General features: G+C 65.4%; 20 protein-coding genes and 1 pseudogene. 14 read left to right on the plus strand and 7 right to left on the minus strand.

Going from position 1 to position 20067, the window contains the following annotated elements:
* On the plus strand, positions 1-655 hold a 655-nt coding region (locus Q7J58_RS09135), incomplete at its 5' end, for a hypothetical protein (protein ID WP_304826533.1).
* A 393-nt stretch (positions 656-1048) separates the two neighbouring features.
* Here the strand turns inward: Q7J58_RS09135 and Q7J58_RS09140 are convergent.
* Entirely contained in the window at positions 1049-2596 is a 1548-nt protein-coding gene (locus Q7J58_RS09140) for an AMP-binding protein (RefSeq protein WP_304826536.1), read from the minus strand.
* 115 nt (positions 2597-2711) lie between these two features.
* On the opposite strand from Q7J58_RS09140, the gene Q7J58_RS09145 reads away from it, so the two are divergent.
* The gene (locus tag Q7J58_RS09145; protein ID WP_304826539.1) at positions 2712-4313 is read left to right on the plus strand and encodes a bifunctional aminoglycoside phosphotransferase/ATP-binding protein; all 1602 of its coding nucleotides are present in this window, start codon (positions 2712-2714) and stop codon (positions 4311-4313) included.
* A gap of 17 nt (positions 4314-4330) precedes the next feature.
* Here Q7J58_RS09145 and Q7J58_RS09150 read toward each other — a convergent pair whose 3' ends face one another.
* On the minus strand, positions 4331-4885 hold the full coding sequence (locus tag Q7J58_RS09150) for a hypothetical protein (RefSeq protein WP_304826541.1): 555 nt from the start codon (positions 4883-4885) through the stop codon (positions 4331-4333).
* Positions 4886-5065: 180 nt separating this feature from the next.
* On the opposite strand from Q7J58_RS09150, the gene Q7J58_RS09155 reads away from it, so the two are divergent.
* The 4 genes from Q7J58_RS09155 to Q7J58_RS09170 all read left to right on the plus strand — a co-directional run bounded on the left by Q7J58_RS09155 (position 5066) and on the right by Q7J58_RS09170 (position 9313).
* A complete protein-coding gene (locus tag Q7J58_RS09155) occupies positions 5066-6694 on the plus strand; it encodes a HAMP domain-containing sensor histidine kinase (RefSeq protein ID WP_304826544.1) in 1629 nt (542 codons plus the stop codon).
* 10 nt (positions 6695-6704) lie between these two features.
* On the plus strand, positions 6705-7448 hold the full coding sequence (locus tag Q7J58_RS09160; protein ID WP_304826546.1) for a response regulator transcription factor: 744 nt from the start codon (positions 6705-6707) through the stop codon (positions 7446-7448).
* A gap of 160 nt (positions 7449-7608) precedes the next feature.
* A complete protein-coding gene (locus tag Q7J58_RS09165; RefSeq protein WP_304826549.1) occupies positions 7609-8760 on the plus strand; it encodes an alpha-hydroxy acid oxidase in 1152 nt (383 codons plus the stop codon).
* 7 nt (positions 8761-8767) lie between these two features.
* Positions 8768-9313: an anti-sigma factor gene (locus Q7J58_RS09170; protein WP_304826552.1), complete on the plus strand. Its 546-nt coding sequence runs from the start codon at positions 8768-8770 to the stop codon at positions 9311-9313.
* Positions 9314-9400: 87 nt separating this feature from the next.
* Here Q7J58_RS09170 and Q7J58_RS09175 read toward each other — a convergent pair whose 3' ends face one another.
* A complete protein-coding gene (locus Q7J58_RS09175; RefSeq protein WP_304826555.1) occupies positions 9401-10129 on the minus strand; it encodes an SIMPL domain-containing protein in 729 nt (242 codons plus the stop codon).
* A 142-nt stretch (positions 10130-10271) separates the two neighbouring features.
* Between Q7J58_RS09175 and Q7J58_RS09180 the strand changes: the two genes are divergently transcribed.
* A complete protein-coding gene (locus Q7J58_RS09180; protein ID WP_304826664.1) occupies positions 10272-11510 on the plus strand; it encodes a DNA polymerase IV in 1239 nt (412 codons plus the stop codon).
* Positions 11473-12318 carry an enoyl-CoA hydratase-related protein gene (locus Q7J58_RS09185; RefSeq protein ID WP_304826558.1) on the plus strand — a complete coding sequence of 282 codons (846 nt, stop codon included), beginning with the start codon at positions 11473-11475 and terminating at the stop codon, positions 12316-12318. The genes Q7J58_RS09180 and Q7J58_RS09185 overlap by 38 nt, the downstream gene beginning before the upstream one ends.
* Positions 12319-12506: 188 nt before the next feature.
* On the opposite strand, the gene Q7J58_RS09190 is transcribed toward Q7J58_RS09185, so the two are convergent.
* The 3 genes from Q7J58_RS09190 to Q7J58_RS09200 form a co-directional block, all read right to left on the minus strand.
* Complete coding sequence (locus tag Q7J58_RS09190; protein ID WP_304826561.1) at positions 12507-12830, minus strand: DUF1161 domain-containing protein; 324 nt, start codon at positions 12828-12830, stop codon at positions 12507-12509.
* A gap of 29 nt (positions 12831-12859) precedes the next feature.
* Positions 12860-14089 (minus strand): 6-phosphofructokinase, encoded by a 1230-nt coding sequence (locus Q7J58_RS09195; protein WP_304826564.1) that lies wholly within the window; start codon positions 14087-14089, stop codon positions 12860-12862.
* 157 nt (positions 14090-14246) lie between these two features.
* Positions 14247-14372: a tryptophan-rich sensory protein gene (locus Q7J58_RS09200; protein ID WP_304826567.1), complete on the minus strand. Its 126-nt coding sequence runs from the start codon at positions 14370-14372 to the stop codon at positions 14247-14249.
* Positions 14373-14517: 145 nt separating this feature from the next.
* Between Q7J58_RS09200 and Q7J58_RS09205 the strand changes: the two genes are divergently transcribed.
* Positions 14518-15579, plus strand: a complete 1062-nt coding sequence (locus Q7J58_RS09205) for a histone deacetylase family protein (protein ID WP_304826570.1) — start codon at positions 14518-14520, stop codon at positions 15577-15579.
* Between the two features lie 205 nt (positions 15580-15784).
* Here Q7J58_RS09205 and Q7J58_RS09210 read toward each other — a convergent pair.
* A pseudogene (locus tag Q7J58_RS09210) lies at positions 15785-16027 on the minus strand (DUF3455 domain-containing protein); the annotation flags it as partial.
* A 278-nt stretch (positions 16028-16305) separates the two neighbouring features.
* Here Q7J58_RS09210 and Q7J58_RS09215 point away from each other — a divergent pair.
* The 5 genes from Q7J58_RS09215 to Q7J58_RS09235 all read left to right on the plus strand — a co-directional run bounded on the left by Q7J58_RS09215 (position 16306) and on the right by Q7J58_RS09235 (position 20031).
* The gene (locus tag Q7J58_RS09215) at positions 16306-17253 is read left to right on the plus strand and encodes a DUF3034 family protein (RefSeq protein ID WP_304826573.1); all 948 of its coding nucleotides are present in this window, start codon (positions 16306-16308) and stop codon (positions 17251-17253) included.
* A 52-nt stretch (positions 17254-17305) separates the two neighbouring features.
* A complete protein-coding gene (locus Q7J58_RS09220) occupies positions 17306-17797 on the plus strand; it encodes a group 1 truncated hemoglobin (RefSeq protein WP_304826576.1) in 492 nt (163 codons plus the stop codon).
* Positions 17798-17808: 11 nt separating this feature from the next.
* A complete protein-coding gene (locus tag Q7J58_RS09225; protein ID WP_304826579.1) occupies positions 17809-18465 on the plus strand; it encodes a plastocyanin in 657 nt (218 codons plus the stop codon).
* A 68-nt stretch (positions 18466-18533) separates the two neighbouring features.
* The gene (locus tag Q7J58_RS09230; protein WP_304826582.1) at positions 18534-19106 is read left to right on the plus strand and encodes a sigma-70 family RNA polymerase sigma factor; all 573 of its coding nucleotides are present in this window, start codon (positions 18534-18536) and stop codon (positions 19104-19106) included.
* Between the two features lie 145 nt (positions 19107-19251).
* Positions 19252-20031 (plus strand): anti-sigma factor, encoded by a 780-nt coding sequence (locus Q7J58_RS09235; protein WP_304826585.1) that lies wholly within the window; start codon positions 19252-19254, stop codon positions 20029-20031.
* Positions 20032-20067 lie beyond the last annotated feature (36 nt).

Raw genomic sequence — 20067 nt, forward strand, 5'->3', positions numbered from 1 at the left:
ATCGCCATTGCGTACCTGCGCCTGTCCAAGCTCAAGCACCTTCCAGCTAACCCGTTCGAGTACGCAGCGCCGCGCTTCGCAGGCCTCAGCACGCATAGGTGTTGAAGGTCAAGTTCCATGCAAAACGGCATTGAGCCAGAATCTGTCGATCCGATTTATCGACAGAAACGCGGACGAATGGGCCTTCGTTGTTGGCGATTGCTTTCGCACCCAACTGGACATACGCCTTGACGAGCGGATAGACACTGAGGCAAACAAAAAAAAGGAAGCACGTCTTGGCCGAAAATTGGAAGCAGCAGAAAAGATAAAACGAAGGGTGTGGACACAAGGTGTCCCACCAGCTTATTCGTTCGGCAGGGGGCAAATATTCCACGAACGCAACGAATCGGCGGAAGGCATCAAGCGAACTATTGTGGTGGAACTTGCAAGACCTGACCCGGGAGCGCTCATTGAGAGAGAAATCTCTAGTGAAGATGGGCAAGAATCAACTGTCGTTGCTGAAGATACTTCCGAGGAAACAACTGAAGGATTCGTCGACTTTTACATATTGACCTATCAGAACGGGGTATTAGCCAACAGCAGCGATTCTTCAATCAAAATGCGATCAAGCCTGTCTCAATCTCGCTTCGTAGAGCTTCTTCAGAAAGGAAATTAACTCAAGATATTTTTTTGCACGCTCAATCACGAGCGCCAGAATGCTCTCAACGGCGCAAAGGGGTCTTGCCTTTTGCCTTTTGCCTTTTGCCTTTTGCCTGTTGCCCGTTGCCCGTTGCCTTATGCCCTGCAGCGTCCCAGTAACGGCCTTTGAACTCACGCCAACTGGCGGACGCAAAGCCCTTGAGGCAAGTTGAGCAGCAGGGGCAGTGGCACCGTTTGCGCCACCGGTCAAGGCTTGCGGTGGGTCAACCGCCTGGCGATCAGCGCGCCCCATACTGACGTCACAGCGACCAAGCCGGATGCGCTCCATGCCCACAACACCCCATTCAGACCCAGACCCCCCAAGCGCAGACGCACCCCCGGGCTGGCGTGTTGCCATTGGGCAACGGGGTCAGGTCTTGCCTTTTGCCTTCTGCCCTACCCGCTCCCGCAACACCGTCTTCAACACCTTCCCGTAGTTGTTCTTCGGCAGCGCGTCCACGATTTCATAGCGTTTAGGCCGCTTGAAACGCGCAATATGCTCCAGGCAAAAAGCGTCGAGCGTCTTTGAATCCAGCGCCGCGCCGGGCTGCGGCACCACAAAGGCCACCACGATTTCGCCCCACTCCGGGTCCGGCGCGCCAACCACGGCCACCTCGGCCACGCCGGGGGCGGTGAGCAGCACTTCCTCCACCTCGCGCGGGTAGATATTTGATCCACCGCTGATGATCAGGTCTTTGCTGCGGTCTTTGAGGGTCAAGAAGCCGTCGGCATCCAGCACGCCCATGTCGCCGGTCCAGAGCCAGCCGTCGCGCACAGCGGCTGCGGTGGCCTCGGGGTTTTTCCAGTAGCCGGCCATGACGCTGTCGCCTTGAATGAGCACTTCCCCCACTTCGCCCACTGGCAGCGACTCGCCGCCTGGGCCGGCCACGCGGATGCGAACCGGGGTTTGCGCCACACCCACCGAGGCGATGCGTTCAGCATGGCGCGGGTGCTCGGTGTTGGCCAGGTGCGCGCGGCTGAGCGCGGTGCCCACCATGGGGCTTTCGCCCTGGCCGTAAATTTGCACAAAGCGCGGGCCCATGGTGCGCAGGGCGCGCTGGATGTCGGCCGCGTACATGGGCGCGCCGCCGTAAACGATGGTTTTGAAGCTTTGCCCGCACTGCTCGGGCGAGAGGCCTTGCGCTTCGGCTTCGTCCATGATGCGCTTGACGATGGTGGGCGCGGCAAACAGCGACAGCGGCCCGAGCTGCTGGCCCAGCACGAACAGTTCGGCCGCATCAAACCCGCCCGAAGCGGGCACCACGTGGCGCGCGCCGGCCATGAGGTGCGGGATGGCGTAAATGCCGGCGCCGTGCGACATGGGTGCGGCGTAGGCAATGGCGTCGTGGGCGGCGATGGGGTCCACGTCGTTGAAGTAGGTGAGCCCCATGGTGAGCAGGTTGCGGTGCGTGATCATCACGCCCTTGGGCCGGCCGGTGGTGCCGCTGGTGTAGAACAACCAGGCGGTGTCGGAGGGGCCGCGTTCGGCGATGGCGGGCAAGCGCTCGCTGCCTTCCAGCCAGGCGGTGCAGGCGGTACTGTCGGCGTCCATCACGCCGTCCAGCCCGGTGAACGCCGCCGGGTCGGGCGCCACGTCGCTCGTCACAAAGGCCCAGCGGGCCTGGGCGTTGTCCACGATCCACTGCACTTCTTTCGGGTGCAGCTTGGCGTTGACCGGCACCACCACCAGCCCGGCCCACCAGGCGCCAAACATCAGCTCCAGGGTGCGCGGGTGGTTGCGCATGAAAAGCACCACGCGGTCGCCAGGCTGCAGGCCTGCGGCGCGCAGGTGAGCACCCACTCCGGATGCGCGCTGTGCCCATTGCCCGTGCGTGGCCACGCTGCGGGTGCCGCTGAAAATGGCGGGGCGCGCGGGGTCTTGCAGCGCGGCGCGTTCGAGCAGGTGGGCCAGGTTCATGGGTGCCGTGTCCGTGGTGTGCTGGTGGTGACTGTTGCGGTATTTTCACAGCCCTGACGGTGGATGCACGGCGGTGTCAGGATGCCACAGGGTGTGGGCACGTAAAGTGGCTCGCATGAACGACGCACTGCCGCCCCTGATCACCGCCCTGCTGAACCCGGCGCTGTATGCCGACCTGCAGCCGCAGGCGGTGGAGCGCGTGACGCTGGTGGAAACGCATGGCGCCTGGGTGCTGCTGGCGGGCGCGTTGGCCTACAAGATCAAAAAGCCAGTGCGCTTTCCGTTCATGGACTTCAGCACCCTGGCCCTGCGCCGCCAGGCCTGCGAAACCGAGATTCGGGTGAACCGCCGCTTTCAGCAACACGATCGACCCGATACGCAGCTGTATCTGGGCGCGCTGCCCCTTGTGGGCACAGCCGCGCAACCGCGCTGGGGCGTGCCGGGCACGGCCGACGACGCACAGGCCATTGAATACGCGGTGAGCATGCGCCGCTTTGACGAAGCGGTCCGGCTGGACCACCTGTGTGAGCGCGGCGCGCTCACACCCGAGCACATGGCCAGGCTGGCGCGGCGCATGGTGATGTTTCAGGCCCGGGCCGCCGTGGCGGGCAATGGCCAGGAATGGGGCCATGCGGCCGCAGCCATGCGCTGGCCGCGCGACAACTTCAACACCCTGCGCACGGCCCTGACCGACCCCGCTGACGCCGCGCTGGTGCGCGAACTGAGCGAATGGACCGAACAGCGCTTCAGCGCCATTGAACCGCTGCTTTCGAGGCGGCGTCAAAAGGGCCGCGTGCGCGAAGGCCATGGCGACTTGCACCTGGCCAACCTGGTGCTGGTGGGGGCGGACGGTGACCAAGACGTGTTGCCGTTCGACGCCATTGAGTTCAACGACGCGCTGCGCTGGATCGACGTGGCCAACGACATGGCCTTTGCCTGGATGGACCTGCTGAATCACGGCCGCCCCGGCCTGGCCAATGTGTTGCTGAGCGCCTGGCTGGACGACAGCGGCGATGTGTCGGCCCCCACGGTGTGGAGCTTTTTTGCCAGCTACCGTGCGGGGGTACGCGCCAAGGTGGCGGCGCTGCGCCTGGGGCAACTGGGCGGCGCTGTCCCCGAAGGAATGGCGGCGCCCGAAGCCCAAGCTTGTCTGGCCGAAGCCCGGCGCTACCTCAGGCTGGCGCAAGCCATAGCCCACCCACCCGCGCCGCAACTGGTGATCACGCACGGCCTGTCGGGCAGCGGAAAAACATGGGCTTCCAGCCGCTGGCTGGCTGCCGAGGCCACAGGCCGCGCCATACGCCTGCGCTCGGACGTGGAGCGCAAGCGCCTGCACGGCCTGAGCGCGCTGGCGCCCAGTGGCTCGGGGCTGAACACCGGACTGTACAGCCCGCAGGCCCATGGCGACACCTACGCCTCGTTGCTCAAGCGCACGCGCCGGCTGCTGACCGACGGCTGGACGGTGCTGGTGGACGCGGCCTTTTTGCGCCAGCACGAGCGCGCAGCGTTTGCCACGCTGGCACGCAGCACGGGCGCTGCGTTTCGCATCTTGGCCTGCGAAGCCCCGGTGGATGTGCTGCGCCAGCGCATCACCGAGCGGCAAGCCCACGGCACCGACGCCTCAGAGGCCACGGTGGCCGTACTGGAACAGCAACTGGGCTGGCTGGAACCACTGACCGAAGCCGAGCGCGGGCAGGTGCTGCCCGCGCCGGGCTGAAGGTCACACCGCTTTCATCAGTTGCCGGCGTAAGGCAGTGAAGAGTGGTGCACCACGATGCGCAGGTTGCCGGCATCGTCTTTCACGTATTTCCAGGTTTTGTCCACCGTGGTCACGGCACCCGACTTGTTGGTGATCATGACGTTGCCCATGCTGGTGGCCGAATCGCCGGTGATGAAAACAGCGGCATTCTTGGCCTGGCACTGGGTCCAGCCCTTGAGGGCAAAGCCGGTGTCTTTTGGAAAGTTGCTGTCGCCGCCCACGAAATAAGCCAAAGCGCCGGCGCGGGTGGTGCGAAAGGTTTGCGGCACCACGGTCAGCGTGGGCTTGAACAGCACGGCACCCATCTGGTAGCCGTAGGCGCCGTCGATGACTTTTTCGGCCAGTGCTTTGGCCGCTGCCTGACCGCTTTTCTCGCCGGTCTGGCTGATGTCCACCAGCGCTTTGCACCAGCCGGCCTGTGCAGCCAGCACTTCGGCTTCGGTGATGGATCTGTTGACCACGGTGGCAGATGCAGCGGTGCTCAGGGAGGCCAGGGTGAGTGCAGCAGCGAGTAGAGGCAAGTTTTTCATGGCGGGGCTCCGGATGAGGTTGTAAAAACAGGCCCCTGCACTGGCTTTGAGCGAGGGCCTGCCTGTATTGAAATACCACCGGCTGAATGGGGTTTGAACCCTGCATGACCAGCCTCTGACGGCCAGATGAACAGAAGATGACAACCCCGGGCAGGGGGGCAACCCGTACACAATGGGCGCATGTTCCGTCGCCGCCTCAGCCTGGTCCTGATCTTTCTGGCCGCCACCCTGGCGCTGCAGGGAATTGGTGCGGTGTTTGCCCTGCGGGAAGCCGAGCGACAGGTGGTGCGCGGTCGTATTGCGAGCGACATTCACCTGGGTTTTGTCAAACTGTCGGCCACCAAGCAGCGCTTGCGCTCGTGGGTCACGCAGCAAAAGATTGGTGCCGGCGGTGAACTGGCCGAGCGGGATGCTTTGCTGCAAAACATGAAAACGACGCTGGCCGACCTGGCTCGCCTGACCGAAGAAGCCCGCCTCACACGGCTGGACGCCACGGGCGAAGCAGAGCACCTGGCGCGGCTGGATGCCTTGCGTGTGCTGGATGTGACGGTGCGGGCCCTGGGGGCCAGCATTGGACAGATGAACGTGTTGCCGCCCGACGCACCCGCACGCCAGGGCTGGGACGCGCTCACCGAGGTTTTTGAACGCGCCGACGGCCGAGACCTGCGGCAGCTGATCACCCAGAGCATCACGCGCGAAACAGCTGCCGTGGAGCGCGAGCGCCTGGCCGCTGACCAGGCACTCGCGCGCATGCAGGCGCTGTGGATCGGCATGGCGCTGCTGCTGGCGCTCGTTGCGCTTGGGGCCATGGTGTATTTCGCCCGCGCACTGCGCCGCCCACTGGACGCCCTGGTGAACGGCGCACAGGCCTTGCGCCAGGGCAAGTTGCAGCACCGGGTGGCAGTCCAGGGGCAAGACGAATTTTCGGATGTGGCGCGCAGCATGAACGCCATGGCCGAGGAACTCGAACAACACCGCTTGCGGGAAGCTGCTCAGCGCCACGAGCTGGAAACCGAGGTGCGCGAACGCACCCGGGCCTTGCACGAGGCCAACGAGTCGCTGCAAAGGACCGATGTGCGTCGACGACAGTTGCTGGCTGACATCAGCCACGAACTTCGCACACCCACCACCGTGATACGGGGCGAAGCCGAGATCACCTTGCGCGGTGGAACCCGCAGCGCCACGGAATACCAGGAAGCGTTGCACCGCATTGTGGACACCTCGCGCCAGCTCGGCGCCGTGATTGAAGACCTGCTGGCCATGGCGCGCAGCGACATGGATTCGCTCAGCATGGTGCGCCAGCCCGTGGACCTTTCGCTGACCCTGGCCGATGCGCTGACACAAGCCGCAGCGCTGGCAGCGGCCCACCAGATTCGCATTGAAGGCCCTTGCGGTGAGCTGAAGCCAGTGTGGTTGCTGGGCGATGCACAGCGCCTTCGCCAGCTGCTGTTGCTGATACTGGACAATGCGGTGTGCTATTCCTTTGCGCAGGGACTCGTGAAGGTGAGCGTGCATGAGACCGGCGGTGCCAGCCCCCACGTCGAACTGCATGTGAGCGACGAAGGCATTGGCATCGAACCTGAGGAACTGCCGCATGTGTTCGAGCGGCAGTTCCGGGGCGCTGCGGCGCGGGTACACCGGGCTGGGGGCATTGGGCTTGGCCTGTCGATTGCGCAAGCGCTGGCCCAGGCACACGGCGGCAGCCTGAGCTTGCGCAGCCCGGCCAGCGCCGCGGGCAACAAGGGCACTTGTGTGGTGCTGCGCCTGCCCATGCTAAAAACCGCTGCACTGACCGTATCCGGACCGTAAGCGCCGCCCCATGAACATCATCCTGATTGAAGACGATCCGCGCATTGCCGACTTTGTGCAGCGGGGCCTGCGCGCCGAGGGCTACCAGGTGCAGCATGCCGCCACCGGGCCTGAGGGGCTGGCGCTGGTGCAGGCGGCAGCGCGCCAACTGTCGGGCGGCACCACACCAAGCGTGGTGGTGCTGGACCTGATGCTGCCCGGCATGGGCGGCCTGGAGATTTGCCAAACGTTGCGGGCGCAAGGCGTGAAACTGCCCATATTGATACTGACCGCACTCGGTTCGCTGGACGACCGCGTGAACGGCCTGCGCACCGGTGCGGACGACTATCTGTGCAAACCCTTTGAGTTTGAAGAACTGCTGGCCCGGCTTGAGGCGCTGGCCCGCCGCTCTCACAGCCTGCAGCCCGGCCGTGCCCGTGTGCTGGCGGTTGCTGACCTTGAACTCGATCGGGAAAGCATGCGCGCAAGCCGGGCGGGCACCAGCCTGAACCTGACGGCACGCGAACTGGCGTTGCTGGAATTGCTCATGGGCGCACCCGGGCGGCTGTTCAGCCGGGAGCGCATTTTGTCCAGCGTGTGGGGGCAAAGTGAAGACCCGCTGACCAATGTCGTGGACGTGTACATCCGCCGTCTGCGCAGCAAGATCGACGAGGGTCACCCCGTCGCACTGATCCAGACCGTGCGCGGCCTCGGCTACCGGCTGGAAGCGCCCGCAGGGCCTTCACACCAGCCAGCCGCGCCAGCGGCTGCCTGATCATCGACCGCCTCGGCGCTGCGCCCCGCTGCACCCGCCTCCAAACGGACACGGGGCGCAAGAAATTTCAATCCGGCCAGGGGGCTTTCACAAGCCATTTCCGGGTGGGCTCGCTAACATCGCGCTCAGAGCACACCCACAACACCGGAGACAAACCCCCATGACCGTCATCACCACCGTCGAAGACCTGCGCGTATTGGCCAAAAAGCGCGTGCCGCGCATGTTTTACGACTACGCCGACAGCGGCTCGTGGACCGAGAGCACCTACCGCGCCAACAGCAGCGAGTTTCAAAAGATCAAGCTGCGCCAGCGCGTGGCGGTGAACATGGAAAACCGCAGCACCGCCACCAAAATGGTGGGCCAGGTGGCCAAGATGCCAGTTTGCATTGCCCCCGTGGGCCTGACCGGCATGCAATGCGCCGACGGCGAGATCAAGGCGGCCAAGGCGGCCGAGAAGTTCGGCATCCCGTTCACGCTGTCCACCATGAGCATTTGCTCCATTGAAGACGTGGCGGAAAACACCACCGCGCCGTTCTGGTTTCAGCTCTACATGATGCGCGACCGCGAAGCCATGGCCCGCATGATCGAGCGCTGCAAGGTGGCCCAGTGCAGCGCGCTGGTGCTCACGCTGGACCTGCAGGTGATTGGCCAGCGCCACAAAGACTTGAAGAACAAGATGCGCGCCTCGGTCATTCCGTCGCTGGGCAACATCGTGGACATCGCGACCAAACCGCGCTGGGTGCTGGGCATGATGGGCACGCGCCGCCACACCTTTCGCAACCTGGTGGGCCACGTAAAAGGCGTGAGCGACATGAGTTCGCTGGCTTCCTGGACCAACGAGCAGTTTGACCCAACGCTGAGCTGGGAAGACGTGGCGTGGGTGAAGAAGCAGTGGGGCGGCAAGCTGATTTTGAAGGGCATCATGTGCGAGGAAGACGCGCAACTGGCCGTGGCCAGCGGGGCCGACGCCATTGTGGTGAGCAACCACGGCGGGCGCCAGCTGGACGGCGCGCCCAGCAGCATCGAAGCGCTGCCGGCCATCGTGGCCGCAGTGGGCGATCAGATTGAGGTGTGGATGGACGGCGGCATTCGCAGCGGGCAAGACGTGTTGAAGGCCTGGGCGCTGGGCGCACGCGGCACCATGATCGGCCGCGCCATGGTCTATGGCCTGGGGGCCATGGGTGAAGAAGGTGTGACCAAGGTGCTGCAAATCATGCACAAGGAACTGGATGTGACCATGGCGTTTTGCGGCCATACCAACATTCAGAATGTGGACAAAGGCATACTCCTACCCGGTACCTATCCGACTTAATTGACCCATGACCGACACCGCGACCTCCGCCGAAACCAATAACACCTCCGTCTCCACCCCCGCCTCGCGCCGCGTCAGCCCTTGGTGGCGCGTGCTGGCTGTCTTTTTGCTGGTGCTGCTGCTGCTCGGCTGGGCCGCCAGCGCCAGCATGATGACCCAGCTGAAAGCCCAGATTCAGCATGTGCAGGCCCGGCTGGTCGATGTGCCACAGATTCGGCAAGTGGCGGTGTTGCTGGACAACCAGCAACAAGCTGCCATGCTGGTGACCTACAACCCCAAAGACGGCGCGCTGCTGGTGCAGCGGCTCAATGAGGTGAAAGAAGGCCGCGAAGACAGCATGCAGGTGTGGGCCATCGCCGGTGATGCAGCCCCGCGCTCACTCGGCGTGGTGACGAGCAAATACAAAACGCTGCAAATGCCTGTGAAAGAAACCGATCTGCAAGGCGTGACCGAGATCGCCGTCAGCGCTGAAAACAAAGGCGGCGTGGCCACCGGCGCAGGGCCGAGCCTGCCCTGGCTGTTCAAAGGCTGGCTGGTGCAAAAGTCGATCTGATGAACAAGGCCCCCACGCTGCGCGGGTCGCTGCCCCTGAGGGGGCTGATCCGCCTTGGGGCGGCCCGGCGGCGGATCGCTGCTTTCGTCATCTGAGTTCGTATTCAAACGTGCTCACCACCCGCAGCCGCTTGGTGCGCGAGCTGCCGTCGTCAAAGTCGTTGCCGTCGTCGCCCGCGATGCGGATCACGCCCTGGTTGGCGTTCTTCAGCGGGCCGAGCTGGGCGCCGGCTTCGGCTGCAAACTTGTCGGCCTGCTCGCGGGCATTGCGGGTGGCTTCGGCCAGCAAGGGGGCTTTGATGTCGTTGAAACCACGCAGCTGAAAACGCGGGCCACTGCGTCCACCCTCGTTTTCACCACCCAGCTGCACCCCGGCCTGAATCAGCGGGTCCACCGCGCGGGCGGCGGCGTCCACTTCAGCCACCCGCGGCGACTTCACCAACACCTGGCCGATGCCGTTGAAACGAAACGGCGTGTTGCCCTGCGGGTATTCGCGGGCGAACAGGTCTTGCACCTGCAGCGGGCGGGCGTCCAGCTCTTCGGCGGTGAAGCCTCGCGTTTTCAGAAATGCCAGCACCTTGTCGCGGTCGCCCGCCAGGGCTTGCTGTACGCCGCTGAAGTCGTTGCCCGCGCGGCGAAACGACAGTGTCCACACCGCAAAGTCGCTCTCCACGTCTTTTTCAGCCAAGCCCTTCACGGTGACCGAGCGGTCCGACATGCGAAAACGCTCCAGCCCCTGGCTGACATGGAAACCGGCCACAGCGATGCCAGCGCCCACCAACAAAGCGGCGATCAGGCGAGACAGGGCGTTGTTCATAAGTTGTTGCTCCCGAAAACAGCGGGACCAAACGCCCGCCTTGCGGCCATCTTAGTCCCGCCCCGCCCCATGCGGGCGGCGCTATGCTTGTACGGTGAACACCGCCCCGCCACCGCGCCTGCGCCGCATTGCCCACCTCGACATGGACGCGTTTTTTGCCTCCGTGGAGCTGCTGCGTTACCCGCAGCTCAAGGGCTTGCCGGTGGTGATTGGGGGCGGGCGGCGCAAAGAAGACGATGTGTTGGCCCGCCTGCGTGAGGCCTACCCCGAGCGCGACTGGTCGGGCGATACGCTGGACCGCATTCCGGTGGACTTTTTCCCGCGCCTGTCGGGCTACACCGGGCGCGGCGTGGCCACCACCGCCACCTACGCCGCGCGGCAGTTTGGTGTGGGCTCGGCCATGGGGCTGATGAAAGCGGCCAAGCTCTGCCCGCAGGCCATTTTGTTGCCGGTGGACTTTGACGAGGTGCGCCGCATCTCGCGCCTGTTCAAAAGCACCATTGCCGAGATTGCACCGCTGGTGGAAGACCGGGGCGTGGACGAGGTCTACATCGACTTCACCGACGTGCCCGGCGGCCAGCGCGAGGGCGGGCGCGTGCTGGCGCGGCTGATTCAAAAAAGCATCTTCCAGGCCACCGGGCTCACCTGCTCCATTGGCGTGGCACCGAACAAGCTGATGGCCAAAATGGCGAGCGAATTCAACAAGCCCAACGGCATCAGCATCGTGCACGAAGACGATCTGGAAGACAAAATCTGGCCCCTGCCGTGCCGAAAAATCAACGGCGTGGGTCCCAAGGCCGACGAAAAATTGCAGCGCCACGGCATCCACACGGTGGGCGAACTGGCCCAGCGCAGCCCGGCCTGGCTGGTGCAACACTTTGGCAAAAGCTACGGCGCCTGGCTGCATGCCGTGAGCTGGGGCCGCGACGAACGCCCGGTGGTGACCGAAAGCGAACCGGTGAGCATGAGCCGCGAAACCACCTTTGAGCGCGACCTGCACGCCGTGCGCGACCGCGCCGAACTGGGGGCGGTGTTCACCCGCCTGTGCGAACAGGTGGCCGCCGACCTGCAGCGCAAGGGCTACGCGGGCAAAACCATCGGCATCAAGCTGCGTTACGACAACTTCCAGAGCGTCACGCGCGACACCACCATCGACGGCTTCACCGCCGACGCCGCCACCATCCGCCGCCATGCGGGCCTGTGCCTGAAGCGCGTGGACTTGAGCCGGCGCATCCGCCTGCTGGGCGTGCGGGTGGGCAAACTCGTCAAGCCCGGGACAGACGCCGCCCTGCCCGGCCGCTACAGTGAACCCCATTCCAAAACACCCCGAGACAAGGCCACCGATGCCCACACCGACCTGCTTTTCCCTGAGCTTGACTGACGACCACGTGGCCCACCTGGTGCTGAACCGGCCCGAGGCCATGAACACCATGCACCCCACCTTCTGGCGCGAGCTGGACGAGGTGCTGACGCAGATTCACACCGAAGGCACGGCGCGCGCACTGGTCATCAGCAGCACCGGCAAACACTTCAGCGCCGGCATGGCGCTGGAAACCTTCAGCGGCGCCATTGCCATGGACGACCAGAGCCCCGAAGGCCGCGCCGCCATTTTTGACCTGCTGACCGACATGCAGGCCACGTTCACCAAGATCGAAAACCTGCGCATCCCGGTGATCTGCGCCATCCAGGGCGGTTGCATTGGTGGTGCGGTGGACATGGTCACGGCGGCCTGCATCCGCTACGCCACCGCCGACGCGTTTTTCTGCATCCAGGAAATCAACATCGGCATGGTGGCCGACGTGGGCACGCTGCAGCGCCTGCCCAAGCTCATTCCATTCGCGGTGGTGAAAGAAATGGCCTACACCGGCAGGCGCCTGCCCGCCCAGCGTGCGCTGGCCTACGGGCTGGTGAACGAGGTGTTTGACAGCGCAGACGCCATGCTGGCCGCCGCGTTGCAATGCGCGAAAGAAATCGCCAGCAAACCACCCATCGCGATCTGGGGCACCAAACAGGCGGTGACCTACGCGCGCGACCACTCGGTGGAAGACAGCCTGCGCCAGATGGGCTGGCTGCAAGGCGCCATCTGGAGCAACCAGCATGTGCGCGAGTCCATCGTGGCCATGAAGGAAAAGCGCGCCGGCCACTTCACGGCGCTGTCGGCGCTGCAGCCGTTCAAAACTCTGGGCTGAGCGGCGGCACAGCAGCGCCTGTTCCGCCTCAGCGGCTGAGCGTTTTTCGGGCGTGTCCGAGCAACGCCTCAAAACGTGCCCGATCAAGGCGCAAAGCACAGCCATAGCAGGGCTATGGCGCGCGTTTGCAGAGACTAGCGGGTGCGTTTGGGGTGGCGAGCGGGCATGAACGAAAGACGCTCAGCCTCTCAGTGCTTGCAACGACCGCCGCGCACCACGGTGCCGTCTTTGCACTCGGTCAGGATGTCTTCGTCTCGCGTGGGCCGCTTGGGGCTTGGCGACGGGGCGACCGTGGGTTGTGCGGGTACGGATACTGCAACCTGGGCATGCACAATTTTCTTTTTGCCGTTGTCGCACGCCAGCACCACGCCGCCTGGCGCCGCGGCATCGGCTGGCACCACCTTCAAAGCCACGCCCGACACACCTTTGCCCAGAATGTGCGCCTCAATCTGCGCTCGCAGCCGCTCGCAACCGTCAGCCCCCTGGGCCGCGCCGATTGTGGGCACGAGCATCCAAGCAAATTGAAAAAACCAACGGCCTGTCATGGGTGCGTCGGCCCTGCTTTGAGCACTTTGGCCACTGGGTTGTTGCGCAAGCGGTAGGCGTCGGGCATGTCCGAACCCAGCAGCGGGCGCAGGTACATGCGAAACGCGTCGGTCACATCGGTGCCGCTGGCGGTGATGAACCCGTCTGCCATGGTGCGGGTTTTGCCCGCCACCGCCTCCAGCGGCAACAGCTCGTAGACGGCCGAATAAAAGCCGGAGCGTTTGATCGCCACCGAGCCGTCCACCTGGCCCCACATGGCGAACTGCACCGCCTTTTCGCCCACCTCGCGCGCTTCGCGCTGGTCCACGTCGCTCACACAGCCAATGAAGCTGCGCTGCAGGTAGCCAAAGGTGTCGCCGCGCACGCGCTTGATGCCCAGCCTGGCCTTGATCTCTTCGCACAGCAGGTCGGCCAGCGCGCCGGTGCCCGACAGCTGCACGTTGCCATGCGCGTCCTTCTCCACGTCTTTCGCCAGCTGCGTGATGATGGGCCGACCCGACGCATCGTGAATGCCCTCGCTCACAGCAATCACACAGCGGCCGTAGCGCTCATACACCGCCTTCACGTCGGCCAGAAATTGGGGAATCTCGAAGACCCGCTCGGGCACGTAAATCAGGTGCGGGCCGTCGTCCGGAAACTTCTTGCCCAGCGCAGACGCTGCCGTCAAAAAGCCCGCGTGCCGGCCCATCACCACGCCCACATACACCCCAGGCAAAGCTGCGTTGTCCAGATTGGCGCCGGCAAACGCCTGCGCCACAAAACGCGCCGCCGAGGGGAAACCCGGCGTGTGGTCGTTGCCCACCAGGTCGTTGTCGATGGTCTTGGGGATGTGGATGGAGCGCAGCGGGTAGTGGGCCTTGCGCGCTTCTTCGCTCACGATGCGCACCGTGTCCGACGAGTCGTTGCCGCCGATGTAGAAAAAGTGCTCAATCTCATGCGCCTTGAGCACCTTGAAGATTTCCTGGCAATACGCCAGGTCGGGCTTGTCGCGCGTGGAGCCCAGCGCCGAGGCCGGCGTGCGCGCCACGGCCTCCAGGTTGTGGCTGGTCTCCTGCGTGAGATCCACAAATTCTTCGTCCACAATGCCGCGCACGCCGTGGCGCGCGCCGTAAACCCGCTTCACATTCTGAAACCGCCGCGCCTCCAGCGCCACGCCCACCAGCGACTGGTTGATGACAGCGGTGGGGCCACCGCCCTGGGCGACGAGTATTTTTCCGGATGACATGGGGCGTGCTCCTTGAAGAATGGAGAGAAATCAGAGACGGCGGTGCTCGGTCGCTTGATTTCAACACGAACAATTTCAAGGATGCATTGTCGCGCCAGTTCTGCTATCCGATGCAAAGTGACCTCCACAGCGAAGGCGTCGCCGAGGTCGAATATCCTCAGCCCAAGATCACTGGGTTCGCCCGCCACAGCACCCAGTTGAGGTCAGCGGCAAAGCCCACCCAGGCCAGGTAGGGCACCAGCAAAGCGCCCACCAGGGGCCGGATGCGCCAGAACGCCGCCACGGTGTCATGGGGTGGGCGCTCGGGTGAAGGCGCCGGAGGCGGTGAAACACCGCAGTGGGCTTTGTGGTACCCGTCCGTTCGGCACCGCGCACGGGCGGGCCCAATGGCGCCCGGTGCTGGCGCGCCCCGTGCGACACTGCGGCGCATGAAAACCTTCCACAACCCCCACCACGCCCTGCACCAGGGGCGCGAAGAGATGTTCCGCGGCCGCATGGTGCCGTGCCACGAGGTGCCGGCACGGCTGGACTTTGTCTTGGCCGAGCTGCTGCGCCGCCCGCTGGGCGCGCTGGAAACACCGGCACTGAACAACGCCGACCTGAACGCTGCGATTGCCCGCGTGCACGCCACGCGCTACACGCAGTTTCTGGCGGGCGCCTGGGACGAATGGGTGGCCATGGACCCCAGCAACGCCCAGCGCGATGCCTTGCCCTCGGTGTGGCCGCTGGGCAACCGCCACGCCTTCCGCACCGACGTGCTGCCCGCCAACTTTGCGGCGCGACTGGGTCTGTTTTCGTTTGACTCGGGCTCGCCGCTGATGGCGGGCACCTGGGCTGCGGCGCGCGGCGGTGCCGCCTGCGCGCTGGCCGCTGCGCACGAGGTGCTGGGCGGTGCGCGCAGCGCGTTTGCGCTCACCCGCCCGCCCGGCCACCACGCTGGGGCCGACTTCTTTGGTGGCTACTGCTTTCTGAACAACGCTGCCATCGCCGCACAAGCCCTGCGCGACGGCGGCCAGCAGCGTGTGGCGGTGCTGGACGTGGACTACCACCACGGCAACGGCACGCAAACCATTTTTTACGAGCGCGCGGACGTGCTCACGGTGTCGATCCACGGCGACCCGGCCACCGAATACCCGTTTTTCCTGGGCCACGCGGACGAGCGCGGCGCGGGTGCGGGCGAAGGCTTCAACCTGAACCTGCCGCTGCCGCGCGGAAGCAACTTCGCCACCTGGCGCGCGGCGCTGGGCCAGGCGCTGAACGCAGTGGCGACGTTCAAGGCAGATGTGCTGGTGGTGCCCATGGGCCTGGACACGTTTGAGGGCGACCCGATCTCGGGCTTCACGCTGCAAAGCGCCGACTACTTTGCCGTGGGCGAGGCGCTGGCCAGCGCTGGCCTGCCCACGGTGTTCACGTTTGAAGGCGGCTACGCGGTGGACGCGGTGGGCACCAACGCGGTGAACCTACTGGAAGGCTTCAACCGCTCCATCTGAGGTTATCGCGAGCGTTTGCGCCGTCGGAGCGATACGCGGCAGAGCGAAGTAGCAGCGCCCAGGGCACCGCCGGGCTGACTCCGCCCGACGGCCAGTACAGCCCCCTGGAGAGGGGTGACGCGCAGCGGCACGGGGGGTGTTACACAGCCTTCCAGAAGATGTAGTCGGCCTGGTAATTGACGACCTGCTGGCCGTTGCGGCTCATCAGCTTGGCATCCGGCCCCACAAACACCCACTCAAACTGACCGGCCAAGTCTTTCCTGGCACGGCATTCGTAGGTGATCTGGCCCATACCCACGGTTTCCATGGCTACTTTGTGGCCCGCGGGCACCTGCACAGCAGCGGGCAGGCCCGACTGCGAAAACGCCACGGTGGGCGCGCCCATGTTGGACGTACAGGCGGTGAGCGCCAGGGTGGCCGCAGCGGCCAGGGTGGACTGAATAAACATGGACAACGCCTCGGTTCGGGTTGCGGGAAAAAAACGTGACCGCGAAAAAAAGCGGGTCGTGCGCCCAACGACAAGATGCCAGCGGCAGCCGCCAGCCCAGCTGTTGCAGCACCGACGTTGTGGATACGCAGCCCGGAACCGTTTTGGATTCAAAAGCCCTTTCAAACCACATGGAATTGGGCAGATCTGAATCCAGTGGGTCTGCACCTGCGTAACCAGAAAGCCGGATGCACTGGCAGCCTCTCAGGCCTTCATTTTTCAACGCACCCACACGACCCATGACACACGACACCACCGCCTCCTTGCACCTGCCACGGGCTTTGGCCCTGCTGCCCCTGGCCGCTGCGTTGCTCGCCGCCGCGCCCGCCCACGCCGACACCGGCAAACTGCTGCTGACCGGCGGCGTGAGCACGGTCGAAGGCGCCGCTGGCGGTGGCCTCACGCCCTGGGCCGTTATTGGCAGCCAGGCCACCGAAGGCGAAACCGGTATTTCAGCGTTTGTGAGCCGCGCCACCACGCAGGACTACGGCCTGAGCGTGGTGGGCGCGGCGGTGGGCATTGACGACCGGGTGGAACTGTCGATTGCCCGGCAAGACTTCAACACCGGTATCACCGGCACCCTGCTGGGCTTGCCGGGTCTGCATTTGAAACAGAACATCGTGGGCGCCAAGTTGCGGGTGGCGGGCGACGCGGTGCTGGACAGCGACACGCTGATGCCACAAATTGCCGTGGGCGTGCAGGTGAAAAGCCTGCAGCGCAGCGGGCTGGACGGCACCTTGGCCGCGCTGGGCGCCAAGCGCGACGGCGTGGATGTGTATGTGAGCGCCACCAAGCTGTTTCTGGCGCAAGGCCTGCTGGTGAACGGCACGCTGCGCGCCACCCGCGCCAACCAGAACGGCCTGCTGGGCCATGGCGCCACGCTGGGCGGCGCCGACAACGGCTACGAACTGCAGCCCGAAATTTCGGTGGCCTACCTGCTGAGCCGCAACGTGGCGGTGGGCTTTGAATACCGCGCCATGCCCAACAAGCTGCAGCGCGCGGGTGCCGCCGCCGGCCTGGGCAACGGCCTGCGCGCCGACGACTGGAAGGACATCTTCATCGCCTGGGCACCGAGCAAAAACGTGTCGCTCACCGCCGCCTACGTGGATCTGGGCCGCATCGTGCCCGCCACCACCAACGGCAAGAAACAGACCGGCGTGTACCTCTCGGCCCAGGTCGCTTTCTGACCTTGGCCCGCACGCCAGCCCGCCCGATATCAACCTTTTTTGAACCTACCCCATGAAAACCTTCATCACCTCTGCCGCCCTCACCTTGCTCGCCCTGGGCAGCGGCCACGCCCTGGCCCAGTCGATGACCCTGAAAGCCACGACACCTGCCACCTCGCCCGCCAGCGCCTACCCCATGGCCCCTGCCGCCGGTCTGTACCAGGCCTTGGGCGAACAAGCCGGTATCCGCGCGCTCATGGACGACTTCGTGGTGCGCCTCAAGGCCGACCCGCGCATCGGCGAGCAGTTCAAAGACACCGAGGGCGACCACCTCGCCAAGCAACTGACCGACCAGGTGTGCCAGCTCGCGGGCGGCCCCTGCGTCTACAAAGGCCCCGACATGAAGGAAGCCCACGCCAACATGGACGTGACCCGCAGCCACTTCAATGCGCTGGTCGAGGTGCTGCAAACCAGCATGAACGCGCGCGGCATGGCCTTCACCCGCCAAAACCAGTTGCTCGCGCTGTTGGCCCCCATGCACCGCGACGTGGTCAACGTCCGTTGAAAGCCGCCGCCATGACAACCCTTCAAAAAACCACACAGGCCCTGGCCTGGCTGGTGCTGGCGGGCGCGGCGCAAGCGGCCACGGTGCAGGTCACGGTGCTGGCCCGCGACGGCCAGCCCCTGGCCGACGCGGTGGTGGTGCTGGAGTCTGCCGTGGTGCAGGCGCCGCGCGCACCAGCGCCCGTGCAAGCCACCATCGCCCAGCAAAAGATGCAGTTCTTGCCGGCGGTCAGCGTGCTGCCGGTGGGCTCGCGCGCGCGCTTCACCAACCAAGATGGCTGGGAGCACCATGTGCGCGGCAGACCGGCCGGGCTGGCCGGACTGAACGCAACGGCTCAGCAGGGTTTTGAGCTGCGGCTGCCCGGCAAGCTCGACGGCCAGGAACCCAGCAGCGCCGACGTGACGCTGAACCAGGCCGGACCCCTGCAACTGGGCTGCCATTTGCACGGTTCCATGCGGGGTTTTGTGTACGTGGCCGACACGCCGTGGGCGGTGAAAACCGGACCCGACGGCGTGGCGATGCTGCCCGACGTGCCCGAGGGCGCCGCGCGGGTGCGCGTGTGGCACCCCGAGCAACTGCTGGAAATGCCCGCCACCGCCATCACGGTGGTGCCGGTGACGCTGCTGACCGCGCCCACCCAGGTGGTGCCACGGCGGCGGCGCCTGTGATGCACGGGCTTGCGGGCGTGACAGCCCCCAAGGCGGCCAAGCCTGCGGGCTTCCCGCACAATGCGCCCATGCAAGACACACCCGATGCACAACTCATGGGCCTGCTCGACCGCGTGGCGCTGCGCGACGAAGCGGCGCTCAAGGCGCTGTACGACCTGACCTCGGGCAAGTTGTACGGTCTGTCGCTGCGCGTGGTGCGCCACACCGAGTGGGCCGAGGACGCGCTGCAAGACACGTTTTTGCAAATTTGGCGCTCCGCGCCCGACTACCGCGCGTCCTTGAGCCCGCCCATGGCCTGGCTGGGCCTGATCGTGCGCAGCCGCTCGCTGGACGTGCTGCGCCGGCGCAAGGCCGAGCGCGAACACCTGACCGACGAGATCGACGAGGCCATGGCCGACACCCTGGCCGGCGATTCGCCCAACCCCATGGACACCCGCCTGGCCAGCCAGCAGGCCCGCGCCTTGCACCAGTGCCTGGGCCAACTGGAGAACAAACAGCGCGAGGTGGTGAGCCTGGCCTACCTGCGCGACCTGAGCCACGGCGAACTGGCCACACAGCTCCGGCTGCCATTGGGCACGGTGAAAACCTGGATACGGCGCGGGCTGGACCAGCTGCGCAGCTGCATGGCAGGGTATGCATAAATACCCCCCGCGCCGCTTCGCGTCCCCCCCCTCCAGGGGGGCGGCACTGGCCGTCCGGCCAAGCCGGCCCGGCGGTGCCTCTGGGTTGGACCGCTTCATGCGGTGCGTGTGGCGCTCCGGCACCGTGAACCACTGAAGTTTGTCCATGAATTTGACCCAACACCCCGAACTGCTCGATCGTCTGGCCAGCGCCTACGCGCTGGGCACGCTGCGCGGTGGCGCGCGCCGCCGCTTTGAAACGCTGGCCCGCGAACAGGCGCCGGTGCGCGCGGCAGCGCTCATCTGGCAAAGCCGTGTGGCCAGCATGAACGAACTGCAAACCCCCAGCACACCACCGCCTGCGGTGTGGACACGCATTGCCAACCTGGTGCGCGCCGACGGCGAACAAGCCGCCATGGCCGCCGCCCGCACCCAAGCCGCAGCACCCGCGCCGGGCGGCTGGCTGCGCAGCCTGGCGCTGTGGCGCGGCACCACCGCAGTGGGTGCGCTGGCCACGGTGCTGGCGGTGGTCACCGCCGTGGGCCTGCGCGACGACCTGGGCGCGCAGATCGGAGCACTGCAGGCGCAGCTGTCGGCCCAGCCGCAGATCGAATACGTGGCTGTGCTCAACGACGACCAGGCCAGCGCGTCCATGCTGGTCACGTTTGACCCGAAGAACGCTCGCCTGACGCTGCAGCGCGTGGGCAGTTACCAGGAGGCGGCCGACAAGTCGCTGCAACTGTGGGCCTTGCCACCCGCCGGCGGTCCGCGCTCACTCGGGGTGTTGAGCGCAGACAAACTGCTGCAGTTGGCCGCCGACCAGCGCGACGTGCGCGAAGTGCCCGCGCTGGCCATCAGCCTGGAGCCCAAAGGCGGCGTGCCGAGCGAAACCGGTCCCACCGGGCCGGTGCTGTTCAAGGGCGCGCTGATCCAAAAAATGCTGTGAGATGGACCACCCCCGCCGCGCTGCGCGCGACCCCCT

The organism is Hydrogenophaga sp., assembly GCF_030656115.1.
Taxonomy (GTDB): Bacteria; Pseudomonadota; Gammaproteobacteria; order Burkholderiales; family Burkholderiaceae_C; genus Hydrogenophaga.

Coding starts and splice junctions, on each gene's coding strand:
- Q7J58_RS09140 (WP_304826536.1), bottom strand. CDS start 2,596: ATGAACCTGGCCCACCTGCTCGAACGCGCCGCGCTGCAAGACCCCGCG.
- Q7J58_RS09145 (WP_304826539.1), top strand. CDS start 2,712: ATGAACGACGCACTGCCGCCCCTGATCACCGCCCTGCTGAACCCGGCG.
- Q7J58_RS09150 (WP_304826541.1), bottom strand. CDS start 4,885: ATGAAAAACTTGCCTCTACTCGCTGCTGCACTCACCCTGGCCTCCCTG.
- Q7J58_RS09155 (WP_304826544.1), top strand. CDS start 5,066: ATGTTCCGTCGCCGCCTCAGCCTGGTCCTGATCTTTCTGGCCGCCACC.
- Q7J58_RS09160 (WP_304826546.1), top strand. CDS start 6,705: ATGAACATCATCCTGATTGAAGACGATCCGCGCATTGCCGACTTTGTG.
- Q7J58_RS09165 (WP_304826549.1), top strand. CDS start 7,609: ATGACCGTCATCACCACCGTCGAAGACCTGCGCGTATTGGCCAAAAAG.
- Q7J58_RS09170 (WP_304826552.1), top strand. CDS start 8,768: ATGACCGACACCGCGACCTCCGCCGAAACCAATAACACCTCCGTCTCC.
- Q7J58_RS09175 (WP_304826555.1), bottom strand. CDS start 10,129: ATGAACAACGCCCTGTCTCGCCTGATCGCCGCTTTGTTGGTGGGCGCT.
- Q7J58_RS09180 (WP_304826664.1), top strand. CDS start 10,272: ATGGACGCGTTTTTTGCCTCCGTGGAGCTGCTGCGTTACCCGCAGCTC.
- Q7J58_RS09185 (WP_304826558.1), top strand. CDS start 11,473: ATGCCCACACCGACCTGCTTTTCCCTGAGCTTGACTGACGACCACGTG.
- Q7J58_RS09190 (WP_304826561.1), bottom strand. CDS start 12,830: ATGCTCGTGCCCACAATCGGCGCGGCCCAGGGGGCTGACGGTTGCGAG.
- Q7J58_RS09195 (WP_304826564.1), bottom strand. CDS start 14,089: ATGTCATCCGGAAAAATACTCGTCGCCCAGGGCGGTGGCCCCACCGCT.
- Q7J58_RS09205 (WP_304826570.1), top strand. CDS start 14,518: ATGAAAACCTTCCACAACCCCCACCACGCCCTGCACCAGGGGCGCGAA.
- Q7J58_RS09215 (WP_304826573.1), top strand. CDS start 16,306: ATGACACACGACACCACCGCCTCCTTGCACCTGCCACGGGCTTTGGCC.
- Q7J58_RS09220 (WP_304826576.1), top strand. CDS start 17,306: ATGAAAACCTTCATCACCTCTGCCGCCCTCACCTTGCTCGCCCTGGGC.
- Q7J58_RS09225 (WP_304826579.1), top strand. CDS start 17,809: ATGACAACCCTTCAAAAAACCACACAGGCCCTGGCCTGGCTGGTGCTG.
- Q7J58_RS09230 (WP_304826582.1), top strand. CDS start 18,534: ATGCAAGACACACCCGATGCACAACTCATGGGCCTGCTCGACCGCGTG.
- Q7J58_RS09235 (WP_304826585.1), top strand. CDS start 19,252: ATGAATTTGACCCAACACCCCGAACTGCTCGATCGTCTGGCCAGCGCC.